The 11,707-nt window shown below is 32.5% G+C and carries 14 protein-coding genes and 1 rRNA gene; 5 read left to right on the forward strand and 10 right to left on the reverse strand.

Annotated features, from left to right (window positions below):
• Positions 1-164 precede the first annotated feature (164 nt).
• Positions 165-887 (forward strand): MBL fold metallo-hydrolase, encoded by a 723-nt coding sequence (locus tag BM253_RS01640; protein ID WP_091517991.1) that lies wholly within the window; start codon positions 165-167, stop codon positions 885-887.
• Here BM253_RS01640 and BM253_RS01645 read toward each other — a convergent pair.
• Both BM253_RS01645 and BM253_RS01650 read right to left on the reverse strand, forming a co-directional pair.
• Complete coding sequence (locus BM253_RS01645) at positions 884-1,429, reverse strand: DinB family protein (RefSeq protein ID WP_091517994.1); 546 nt, start codon at positions 1,427-1,429, stop codon at positions 884-886. The two genes, BM253_RS01640 and BM253_RS01645, sit on opposite strands and share 4 nt — an antisense overlap.
• 55 nt (positions 1,430-1,484) lie before the next feature.
• Positions 1,485-2,018 (reverse strand): Crp/Fnr family transcriptional regulator, encoded by a 534-nt coding sequence (locus BM253_RS01650; RefSeq protein ID WP_091517998.1) that lies wholly within the window; start codon positions 2,016-2,018, stop codon positions 1,485-1,487.
• A gap of 86 nt (positions 2,019-2,104) precedes the next feature.
• Between BM253_RS01650 and BM253_RS01655 the strand changes: the two genes are divergently transcribed.
• Complete coding sequence (locus BM253_RS01655; RefSeq protein WP_091518001.1) at positions 2,105-2,593, forward strand: SRPBCC family protein; 489 nt, start codon at positions 2,105-2,107, stop codon at positions 2,591-2,593.
• 1 nt (position 2,594) lies between these two features.
• On the opposite strand, the gene BM253_RS01660 is transcribed toward BM253_RS01655, so the two are convergent.
• Entirely contained in the window at positions 2,595-3,224 is a 630-nt protein-coding gene (locus BM253_RS01660; RefSeq protein ID WP_091518005.1) for a TetR/AcrR family transcriptional regulator, read from the reverse strand.
• A gap of 67 nt (positions 3,225-3,291) precedes the next feature.
• On the opposite strand from BM253_RS01660, the gene BM253_RS01665 reads away from it, so the two are divergent.
• Entirely contained in the window at positions 3,292-4,077 is a 786-nt protein-coding gene (locus BM253_RS01665) for a hypothetical protein (protein ID WP_091518008.1), read from the forward strand.
• Between the two features lie 16 nt (positions 4,078-4,093).
• Here BM253_RS01665 and yiaA read toward each other — a convergent pair whose 3' ends face one another.
• Positions 4,094-4,552, reverse strand: coding sequence for an inner membrane protein YiaA (gene yiaA / locus BM253_RS01670; RefSeq protein WP_091518011.1), 459 nt, complete (start codon positions 4,550-4,552; stop codon positions 4,094-4,096).
• A gap of 135 nt (positions 4,553-4,687) precedes the next feature.
• Here yiaA and BM253_RS01675 point away from each other — a divergent pair, with 135 nt between their 5' ends.
• Positions 4,688-6,142 carry a hypothetical protein gene (locus tag BM253_RS01675; protein ID WP_091518014.1) on the forward strand — a complete coding sequence of 485 codons (1,455 nt, stop codon included), beginning with the start codon at positions 4,688-4,690 and terminating at the stop codon, positions 6,140-6,142.
• A gap of 2 nt (positions 6,143-6,144) precedes the next feature.
• Here the strand turns inward: BM253_RS01675 and BM253_RS01680 are convergent, their stop codons facing one another.
• Both BM253_RS01680 and BM253_RS01685 read right to left on the reverse strand, forming a co-directional pair.
• Complete coding sequence (locus tag BM253_RS01680; protein WP_091518017.1) at positions 6,145-6,552, reverse strand: hypothetical protein; 408 nt, start codon at positions 6,550-6,552, stop codon at positions 6,145-6,147.
• A gap of 4 nt (positions 6,553-6,556) precedes the next feature.
• Entirely contained in the window at positions 6,557-7,114 is a 558-nt protein-coding gene (locus BM253_RS01685; protein WP_091518020.1) for a DUF4256 domain-containing protein, read from the reverse strand.
• Positions 7,115-7,223: 109 nt separating this feature from the next.
• Between BM253_RS01685 and BM253_RS01690 the strand changes: the two genes are divergently transcribed.
• Complete coding sequence (locus BM253_RS01690) at positions 7,224-8,132, forward strand: DUF808 domain-containing protein (protein WP_091518024.1); 909 nt, start codon at positions 7,224-7,226, stop codon at positions 8,130-8,132.
• A 30-nt stretch (positions 8,133-8,162) separates the two neighbouring features.
• Here the strand turns inward: BM253_RS01690 and BM253_RS01695 are convergent, their stop codons facing one another.
• The 4 genes from BM253_RS01695 to rrf all read right to left on the reverse strand — a co-directional run bounded on the left by BM253_RS01695 (position 8,163) and on the right by rrf (position 11,439).
• A complete protein-coding gene (locus BM253_RS01695) occupies positions 8,163-8,957 on the reverse strand; it encodes a class I SAM-dependent methyltransferase (RefSeq protein WP_091518027.1) in 795 nt (264 codons plus the stop codon).
• Between the two features lie 2 nt (positions 8,958-8,959).
• Positions 8,960-9,667, reverse strand: coding sequence for a hypothetical protein (locus BM253_RS01700; protein ID WP_177205684.1), 708 nt, complete (start codon positions 9,665-9,667; stop codon positions 8,960-8,962).
• A 65-nt stretch (positions 9,668-9,732) separates the two neighbouring features.
• A complete protein-coding gene (locus BM253_RS01705; protein ID WP_091518033.1) occupies positions 9,733-10,848 on the reverse strand; it encodes a YARHG domain-containing protein in 1,116 nt (371 codons plus the stop codon).
• A gap of 479 nt (positions 10,849-11,327) precedes the next feature.
• Positions 11,328-11,439: ribosomal RNA gene (gene rrf, locus BM253_RS01710) — 5S ribosomal RNA — on the reverse strand.
• Positions 11,440-11,707: the final 268 nt, after the last annotated feature.

Consider the following 11,707-nt stretch of genomic DNA (forward strand, 5'->3'; position numbering starts at 1 on the left):
AACAATATAGTTTCGTCAGTTCGAGTGTTTTTTGTGTAATGAAATGAAGCAAAAAATGTATCGAGAACTTTTTGATTTTGCTTCTCGATAGAATTTTCCTTCGCTTCTCTACGGAAAATCACTCGAAGTGACGAAAACAGCACTTTCAAAACAATAAAAAACAAATGGAACTCACAGTAATTAAACAAGGCGACTTTAAAGTAGATAAACGTAAAAATTTTGAATATCTAAAACCGAATGACGAAAGCGCAAACATTAAACTTGCCATTCAGCCTTTTTTAATTACTATTGGTTCCGAATTAATTCTGCTTGATCTTGGCTTGGGATTTTTAGAAAATAACGAATCTGTTATTTTAAAAAGATTGAAAGATCAAAATATAAATCCAAGTAGCATTACCAAAATTCTGCTTTCACATTTGCATAAAGATCATGCCGATGGTTTGGGATATTTTAATGATAACAAATTTGTTCCAAATTTCCCAGATGCAACAATCTACATTCAAAAACGCGAATACGATTTTGCTTTGCAACAAACCGAAAATCCGTCGTACAATATTCCGTTGTTAAATGAATTACAAAATCTATCAAACATTGTCTGGTTGCACGATGATGAAGGAGAAATTTCAGCCGAAATCACTTTTAAGGTAACGGCTGGACATTCAAAATTTCATCAGGTTTTCTGGATAAAAGAAAATGAGTCCACGATTTTTTACGGAGCTGATGATTTGCCTACAACTGGATATCTAAAACGTTCTATTGCCTACAAAACAGACTATGATGGACATAAAGCTATGGAATTTCGCAAAATTTGGAAAGAACAGGCTGAAACAGAAAACTGGCAGGTTTTATTTTATCACGATTTAAAAAATCCGGTAGTGCAGTTTTAATTCGTAAGCACTTTTTCCGCCTGAACAATATGTCTTTTGTTATGATAAATTAAAAACCTAAACGTATCGCCCAACTTCAATTTTATAAGTGTAGTTATACTGATGTTTGTTTTAACTTTATTAAGATCAACATCTTTTGCAGCATTTAACAAATCTAACAATTGATTTTGCTGATCAATAAAAACGGTAACCGTAGTTTTAGACAAACTGCTGTGAATTGGATTCATAGATTTAAACGCCTTCATTTTGTTTAGCTTTTCTTTAGGCAGCATACTTTGCGCAAAATAATTCCCCAGCCAACCACTTTTAAATTCTGTTGTAGCTTTTGTAGTTGATGTTTCAATACGATTTTTTATTTCGGGCAGATAAAAATTTCCGTACAAATTCAAATGTTCCAAACATTCTAAAACGCTCCAGCTTTCATTGGTGAATCTTTTGTTTAATTCAGCATCGATTTTTAAAAGCAAAGCTTCCGCAAACGTTAAATGTTCGTGCGTAAGTTCAATTAATTCTTTTATTAAGTTTTCAGTAGAAATGGTCATTGTTCTAATTTTAAGCAAATATCAAACTTTGTAAATCATTAAAAATTGATCGAAATCAAGTTTTTTTCAAACGCGACAAGGTTTCAGGTTTCATTCTTAAATAATTCGCAATGTGTTTGTTTGGAATTTCCTGAAAAAGCTGCGGACTTCTCTTTAAAACGCGTTCGTAACGTTCTTTTGGCGATGTTATCAACAAATCCTTTTCACGTTCCATCTGCTGTAAAACCATATCTTCCAAAATAGCGATCCATAACTTTAAATAACTAGGTTCCGAATTTAAAAACGTTATAAAATCTGCTTTAGAAATCACTTTCACTGTCGATTTTTTTATTGCCTGAATGTAGAAATCAGAAGGTTTTGATGACAAAAATGAATCTAATGAAGCAATGATGTTGTTGTGGTATCCAAACCGTATAATCTGCTCTTCGGCATCGTTAATTACATAAATTTTCAGGCTTCCTTCCTTTATAAAATAAATATCGGTATCAATTGTTCCACTTGTCGATAAATATTCGTTTCGATCTAAATGCAGCTCTTTAGTAAACAAATTATTTGCTTCGAATAAACTATAAAGGTCGGTAACTTTCATGCGTTAATTTTGAGAATTAAAAATACTTAAAACCAATCGATTATAAAAATTTATTAAATTTATAGATACTTTTAAATGAATGAGCTATGGAAACGAACACATTTATTATTAACGAAGAAAATTTGTCTGTCACAATTAACAGGACATTTAAGGCACCGCTTGAAAAAGTTTGGGATGCTTTTACAAACCACGAAACGTTGGACAAATGGTGGGCACCAAAACCGTGGAAATGCAGAACCAAACGTCAAAATTTCACGAACGGCGGCGAGTGGCTGTACGCAATGGTTGGGCCGGAAAACGAAGAACATTACACAATAACTACTTATAAAAATATTGTAGCGAACAGTAGTTTTGGACTTACAGATGCTTTTTGTGATGAAAACGGAGTGATTAATAGTGATTTACCAACATCGGAATGGGTATTGAATTTTTCTGAACACGAAAATTCAACCCAGCTTAAAATTGTTGTTAAGCAGATATCGTTAGAAGATTTGCAAACACTGATTAACATGGGGTTTCAAGAAGGTTTTGAAGCGACTTTAGAAAGTTTAAGAGCGTTGTTGGAAGGAGAATAAATCAGGAAATTATTCTGAAAAATTTCTCTTTTCCGCTATCTGTCAAATAAGGAAACCACATTTTTATAAACAAATCGGCATACAGATCGATAATTTCTTTTTTGGTAAGATCTGTATGATAGATTTGTGATGAAACAATCCATGAATCGCTGAAAATCTTGATCTGATCGATAAAAAAATCGTATTCGTTCGGATATAATTCCTTACGTAAATCTTTATTTTCTACAGCAATTGTAATTACATTTTGATACATTTTTGCTCGAACTTTCTCAACCTCTAAAAATGCCGTTTTCAACGCTTGATTTTCTTTCAAAATAAAATTTAGATCAATCATTAAAAAACGATAATCGTACAAAATTTCAAATCCTTGCTTGGTACTTACAAACAAACCCTCCATAAAATCGGAATAAGTTACAGCCTGCGTATTTAGTGCAATTGCCTTTTGCAATAATTCATTGTGCAAAGCAGTAGCAATATCGTTTTTTGTTTTATAATGATAAATTAAATTACTGTGACTTATGTTTAATTCTGTGGCAATTAATCGGATAGATACATTAGCGAAACCTTTAGCATTAAAGAGTTCTAAAGCTTTTTGTAAAATTTTTTCTTTACTATTTTTATTTTTTAGCACAACTGGTCTAATTTTTTAGTACATTTGGTCTAAAGTTAGAAATTAATCCGTTTTAAAAAAAATAATCATGAAAAGAATACATCTTTTTGAGTTTGAAGATCAAACATGGTTTCCTTCTTTTTTAAGAAATTACGTAACCGATTTTCTTCAGTTTTTATCAAACAAAGCAAAAGTTTATCAGTCGGTTGTTCCGGAAATCAATCAGGCTTTAAAGCAGACCAATTCTACAAAAATTATTGATTTAGGTTCGGGAAGCGGTGGCGGATTATTATGGTTAGCAACCGAACTTAAAAAAGAAAACGCCGATTTGCAAATTGTTTTAACCGACTTATATCCTAACGAAACCGCTTTTAATAATGCAGCAAAATTGTTGCCTTATTTCACGTATCTCAACCAACCGGTAAATGCAACAAGTGTTCCCGAAACACTGAAAGGTTTTAGAACCATGTTTTTATCGTTCCACCATTTTAAACCAGAGCAAGGCGTACAAATATTGCAAAATGCGGTAAACAGCAATCAGCCAATTGGTATTTTCGAAATTCAAGATCGATCTGTTCCAAGCATTATTGCCATGTTACTGTCGCCAATCAGTGTTTTGTTTACAACGCCTTTTATAAAACCGTTTAGTTTGTTTCGATTGCTTTTTACGTACATTATTCCGATTATTCCGATCATAGTTTTATGGGACGGAGTTGTATCAAGCCTTCGAACTTATTCTGTTGAAGAAATGCAGCAACTTATAAAATCGGTTGAAAACAATGAGAATTTCCTTTGGCAGATCGAAAAAAAGAAAGCAAAAATGGGATTTGTAATTTATACTATTGGCATCCCTAAAAAACAAAACTCACTATAAAAGCGAGTTTTTATTGTTATAATTTATTTTGATCTTCGATCAACTTGGCATCGCGCGTGTTTTTCTGTACAGCAATTGCACCATAAACCGCCAATATAAACGATACTCCATAAAAACCTTTTTCGCTTAACAGTAACTCTGCGTTCAACAAACCAATGACCAGCAAAGTGATAGAAGCTATTGTTGCAAACCAAGCCAAACCGTAGTAAAGTTCCGTAACTTCCAGTCCTTCGGCTTTATCACGCACCGTTTTTTGTACCGATATTACTGCGAACAAACCAAAAAGCAAAATGGTAAAATAATAGCCCTTTTCGTTTAATTGCATGGCAGCATTCCACAAACCTACACAATACGAAATTGTTCCTGTAAAAAGTACTATCCACGAAGCGCCAATGAATGCAGGTGTTGGTTTTAAAGGATTTCTTGCCGATAATTGTTTTTTATTTTCCTCGTTGTTTATTTTCACTGTTTCCATAATATTAATTTTTTTAGTGATTTTGATACAGCAAATCTCTGACATATCCGTTGATATAAAAAACTAAATATTTCAAAATACCGTCGATATAATATATTTTAATATCTTTATTATGGATTCGAAAAAAGACATATAATGGATACACTTTCAGAATTAATATCGATCTTAAATGATAATGATTCAAAAGAATTTAAGATTTATTTAAAACAGAAAAACAAACGAAATGATGTAAAGAACATTGAACTATTTTCAATTCTAAAAACTGACGATATAAATAAATTAAAAAAATTATATGGTTCAGATAAAAGTAAAGATCCGTATCATTCTTTACGAAAACGTTTGTATGAAAGTTTGATTCTTTTTCTATCGAATAAAACCTTTGAGAAAAATAATTCCGAAGCACACGAAGCTTTACGTTTACTGGTTGTGAGCAAGTTTTTATTGGAAAATAATTTACACAAACCCGCTTTTAAATGTTTGCAGAAAGCAGAAAACATCGCAGAAAAATTGGAACAATATAGTTTGTTGCATGAAATTTTACAAACCAAATTGCAATATACTTTCTTGAACGATAAAGAAAAGCTGGAAGATTTAACCGATAAAATTATTAAAAATCAGGAGCTTTTCAATAAAGAAACTCGACTGAACATGGCTTATGCGGTTTTAAGACAAGCTTTTAAAAACACGCAAACAAACGGAGATATAATTAACCTCATCGATTTAATCACAAACATTGCTGAAACATATCATTTAAAACCAACTGATTTTTTCAATTATAAATCAATTTATCAAATTTTACATTTAGCCAATGAATATGCAAATATTCAGCAGAATTTCTCTTTAATTGAAGCTTATGTAAATAAGGCAGCGGCAATCATTAGTCAACAAGCGTCTAATAACAACCAACTGTACTATCATATTCACATAGTGTATTACCTGGCAAATTTCTGCTTTAGAAACAGACACTTTACCGATTCTGAAAACTATTTAAAGCAGATGAACACCCAAATGCAGCAACAGAATGGTGTATATTTTCATTTGTTTTGGCACAAGTTTTTAATACTGCAAAGTTTAAACCTACATTTTACAGGAAACACACAAGAAGCACTTGAAAAAGTAACCCACGAATTAAACAACTTGCCTAAAAAATTTGCTACCGAAGATGTAATTGATCTACAACTTTGCGAGGCTTTTTATTTAACCAAACAGAACGATAGATCGGCTTTAAAAATCTTTGCAAAACTGCTGCATACTGATATGTGGTACGAAAAGAAAATGGGCGTTGTGTGGACGATCCGTAAAAATTTGATCGAAGTTTTAATGCACGCCCAGTTTACTAATTTTGATTATGCGATTAGCCGTTTGCAGAGTTTTAAAAACAGATACAAAAAATACTTAAGCCACGTAAACGAACAACGAATTATTGATTTTGTTCAGCTTATTGAAAAATATCTATTGAATCCAGATATTATTTACAAACAATCGTTCAGAGATAAAATAATTCACATGCAACATCAAAAAGAAAATCAGGACGTTTTTAGTTTAAGCTTTATAAATTGGTTTATTGATTTATGGCAACCTAAAAGATAGCTTTACTCAAACACAACCAATTCATCATTAGGCAAATCGTATTCGTATAAAATGTTATTTTCAGCATCGTAAAAAAGCCATTGCGCTTTGGTAATTCTGCCCTCGATTACCGTTCCAATTCCTAAAACGGTATATTCTTTGTCGTTTCGTTGTTGTTGTTCAACCGAATATTCCAATCTGCCTTTATTCTCAATAATTTTTTTAAGCAATTCATTTTTAGAATTTGCTATATAATATTCGGCAATTATATAAAGTTCATCTAAATATTTCTGAGTATAATTAAAATCACCGCTGTAATTGTAATAAATTTCTTTTCCGTATTTTTTTCGGAAATCAGAAACTTTATTTTGAGCCAATGTTGAAAAACTAAAACCAAAAATCAGCATTAGAATAAAAGTGATATTTTTCATAATATTAAATCTTTAACAAACCTCGAAAACCGCGTGCTGCATAGTAAGACGATGCACCGTTATGATAGAAAAAGACGGTATCGTATCTAAAATCGCCAAATAAAGCACCATCTAAATCTCGAATCTTCTTAGGAGTTTCAATCCAGCTCGATGTTTTCTTATCAAAAGCTTCTAAAGCTTGCAAAGCGCGATATTCCTCTTCGTTCAACAATTTAATTCCAATTTCATGAGCGGCATCAATAGCATTGTTTGCAGGTTTGTGCTCTTTTCTCGCATCTAAAGCCGGGCGATCGTAACAAAAACTGCGACGACCTTTCGGACTTTCGGTAGCGCAATCACAAAAAATAAGTTCTTTTGATTTTTCATCAAAAACAACAACATCCGGTTCTCCGCCGGTTTCTTCCATCCTAAACAACACATCAATTTTTGAAGGATCTTTTTCCAGTTTTGCTAGAACATCTTTCCAATCGCTATTTTTATGACGATGCATGTTCTTTGCAAAACGAGTCTTTAATGTATCTAATAAACTTGATTGTTCTTCTGGTGATAATTTACTTTTCATAGTTTTATTTTTGCTGATTGTATGAAATCCTTTTTATTTTGATAACGAATTAAAAAAATAAACCTAAAGATAAATTTATATTTTTACATTTGAAAAATTTTAAATAGATATGGCATCAGGTTTTTTTGCAATTTTAGACGATATCGCTGCTTTAATGGACGACGTGGCGGTTACAAGTAAAATTGCGACACAAAAAACAGCAGGAATTTTAGGCGATGATTTAGCTGTTAACGCAGAAAAAGCAACAGGTTTTCTTTCATCGAGAGAAATTCCCGTGTTAATGAAAATCATGAAAGGATCATTCATTAACAAACTAATTATTGTTCCTTTTGTTTTCTTGTTGGAATGGCTGTATTCACCTGCAATCAAAATTATTTTAATTATCGGTGGATTTTATTTAGCTTTTGAAGGTGTAGAGAAAATTGTTGAATTTTTATTTCACAGAGAAAAAAAAGGGGCTGAAGTTATTGAAGAAGCTACAGAAGTTAATGAAGATGGGGAAGCGGTAGAAAAAGCCAAAGTAAAATCGGCAATTACTACTGATTTTATCTTATCGTTAGAAATTGTAATTATTGCACTTGCTGCCGCAAAAGATGGTTATGAAGCTTTAAAATCGCAGTTTAACCCTTTTCTTGTTGAAGTTTTTACAGTTTCAATAGTAGCAATTATTGCAACAGTTGGTGTTTATGGAATTGTAGCGTTAATTGTTCGTATGGACGATGCGGGTTACAAACTGATAAAAAAATCGAAAAGCGAAACAGGGTTTCTGGCTAAGGTTGGAAACTTGCTGATTAAAGCACTGCCTTGGGTAATTAAAGGTTTAGCGGTTGTTGGAACATTAGCTCTATTATTAGTTTCTGGTGGAATTTTTGATCATAATATAGATTATTTACATCATTTTTTACCGAATGTACCCGAAATGCCCAAACAATTTTTGTACGGTATTGTTGCCGGCTTAATTGTAGTTTTACTAGTTACAGCTTATAAGAAGATGTTTGGTAAAAAAGTAAGTCATTAAAAATATAAGAGGATCAAAATGATCCTCTTTTTATTTGGTTGCCGTTAGTGAATAAACCATGGGAATATTGTTTCCCAAAGACTCAATTCTAAACTTATTCGGTTCAAATTCTATAGTATTCTGAAAGCAGTTGTAAGGCGAATAATCGTATTCGTTGAACGAATTAATCTGTAATCCTTGTTTTAACAAACTGCTCAACACTTCGCTTAAACTGTGATTCCACGTTATAAATTGTTGCTTTGCATCGGTTGTTGATTCGGTGTAAGATCCTTCCAAAGTTTCAATAGCTTCCTCTTTAAAATAATTGTATTCGATCTTTTCAAAAGCGTCGTCGAACATCCAAACTACCGGATGAAATTCTGCAAAAACAAACGTTCCTTCAGGTTTCAAAAATTGCGAAACCACAGCTGCCCATTTGTCTAGATCGGGTAACCAGCCAATGGTTCCATAACTTGTAAAAACAATATCGAAGGTTTTGTTTAAATGGTTAGGCAAATCGTATAAATCGCAGCAAATAAATTCGGCATCGGCGTTTAACTTTTCGGTCAATTCCTTTGCTACTTTTATGGCTTTGTCAGATAAATCAATCCCAGTAACTTTTGCTCCCATTCTGCTTAACGACAAACTATCCTGACCAAAATGGCATTGTAAATGCAAGATCGACTTTCCGGAAACATCGCCCAATAATTCTAATTCAATAGTATTTAATGATGATTTTCCCTTCATAAATCCATCCAAATCATAAAATTCAGAATTCACATGAACATCGGTTCTGTTGTTCCATGATTCTTTATTTATCTCAATATAATTTTCTTCTTTCTTCATATTTAATAATATTCGTAATATCTAAACACCACCGATTTTGGAAATCGACTGTGTTCTTTTTCATAAAAATAGATAACGGTGGCGTTGTTAAAAACATCAACCGATTTAATTACACGCACATCGTCTTTAACTGTTGTAACATTGTTCTCTGTTGAAGTGACTTTGTAAACGATTTTTTCTAACTGATTTTCGTTGTTGTAATGATACGATGCTTTCTCCTCACTTTCAAAATTAGATGATTTAAAAACCACTTTATCAATCGAGAAATCGGGATTAAGAGTGATAAATCTGCTAGTTGAATCGTTCTGGCTTAAAGGCTTAATTTCATATTTTAACGGCTCCACCCAAACAAATTTATAATTCATATTGACTTCTGCTGCATCGTTTACCTTACTTGCCTCTTTGTATGAAATATTTTTGCCCGATCCTGAAAAAACCGCCTTGCTTTTATACAGATAATTCGGCATATCGTAAAATCTGTGGTAGGTGGTTATATCGCCGTTTTTGGTAAAATTCATGGTGCTTTTCCCGAAATAGTCAAGTGTATCAGTAGGTATTCGATATGCCGACACATTCACCATATACGTTGTTACCTTTTTAAGCGGACCATTATAACCGTATTCCTTTTTTTGATTGTACGCATTTTGACCATTCATAACGAACGACATCGCAACTGCAACAACCAAAATTATTTGTTTAATAAAATTCATTTTTACTTTTTACTTTTTACTTTTTACTTTTTACTTTTTACTTTTTACTTTTTACTTTTTACTTTTTACTTTTTATTTTTTATTTTGATCTTTTTAAGATCTGTCAGCCATTTTATTTCATTTTCTTCCAATTCCTCTGGCTTCGGCACATAATCTTTATTCGGTATATACCAAGGCATTTTTTCATAATAGCTTTTTAAAATCGAATTGCTAAATATATAACCTCTGCGGGCATACGGCAAATTCTGAAGCACTTTTAAAGCATTTTCATCTGTTACTTCTTCAAAATACGGGTCCGAATCTGTACTTAAAGGCAAATACATATCAAAGCTAAAAGGTTCTTGATATGTTAGATAACGCGAATTGAACAAAAATAGTTCTCCTTTTGGATGAAAATTTTTCTTTTTAAACTGAACAGTTCCATTTTGAACGAAAAACGCAGCAGCATTTTCTCCGTTAGAATGACGGTATTCTTTCATGAAACTATCAACTTTTTCTCCGATACCATTTACAGTCCATTCATCAACCAACTTAAAAAAAGTAGGATTTATGTAAAAATCCTGATAATCGCCCATATCTATAGTAAGCGTAAAATCGTCAATCTTATTGTTCGCCCAACGGTTTGCAGCCGTTAAAATGTATTCAAAATTGTACAGATAATCTACCGAACCAGACAAGCGGAACTTGTAAGTATGCACCAAACGATTTTCTCCAGGTTGAAACGTTCCATTGAAATGATACACATAATAAAATTCAGCATAATCGAACTCTTTAATAGTGTTTTCGATATCATTTAAGGAAAGTTCTTTTTTTGCATCTTCGGTTGATACATACGAAATATCGTAAGGAAGTATCTTTTGATTTAAGTTCACAGTGAAATCGTTCATGTAAGGATGTTGACCGTTTTTAGGGAAGAAATCTGCATCACCTGACGGAGAAAAAGCTTCAAATCCTACCAAAATAGTTTTCGCTGACTTTTCAGGATTAAAGAACGTATAATCAACAGTTACCTCTAAAAAATCATCATGTATACGCTTTAAAGATAAAATCTCCTTTCTAACCTGAACACTTGTTTCTTTGATAGGAACCAATTGATTTCCGCTCATAAAATAAGCGCCATCATTAGCAAAAAGAATAGTTGATTGTAATAATATAAAGACTGTAAATAAAAAACCTTTCATAAACCGTTTATTTTAAAAGGAAAGGTACGGATAAAAGTTGAAATTCTTAAGGTGGATAATTGATGATGAATGTTTGATGTTGGGTGTTAGATGATGGATGTTGGATGATTTAAAATCCCTGCAAATCTGTGCAATCTGTGGTAAAAAAGTTTAAAGTTCGATGTTAGATGTTTGGTGCCGGATGTTTGATTTTGGATGTTTGATTTTGGATGTTTAGAAATCAGTGTGAAACAACACAAAAGATCAATTGCGTCGGGCTTTAGCCCGATGTAACGAATAATATAGAGTGGGCTTTAGCCAAATTTTACCGTATAATGTATATTGTAAAATTGTATACCAAAAGAAAAGCGCTACAATCTGTGGTAAAAACGTTCAAAGTTTAACGTTCAAAGTTTCTATGTAAGCCTAAAATCTGTGCTAATCTGTGCCATCTGTGGTAAAATAAAAAACCCTTCATTAAAAAATGAAGGGTTTCAAAAAAAAGGCGGCGACATACTCTCCCACATTAAGATGCAGTACCATCTGCGCAATCGGGCTTAACTTCTCTGTTCGGAATGGGAAGAGGTGAGCCCCGATGCTATAACCACCTTAAGTTTTTGTTTAAGGTTTCATGTTCTTTTTGTTTAAGGTTTTAACCTTAAACTTTAAACTTGGAACTTTAAACGCCACGCCAAGGGCGGGCTGATATTGTTAACATATTTTCGATACTTTTTTTGTAGATATTTTAGTCTTAATACTTAAGTCTAAAATCTTAATACTATACTTTATAAAGCAATTCCTAGAGCACATAAGCTTACGGGCTATTAGTACTACTTGACTATGACATTACTGCCTTTACATCTGTAGCCTATCAACGTTG

This window comes from Paenimyroides ummariense (assembly GCF_900115115.1).
In the GTDB taxonomy this organism is placed as follows: domain Bacteria; phylum Bacteroidota; class Bacteroidia; order Flavobacteriales; family Flavobacteriaceae; genus Flavobacterium; species Flavobacterium ummariense.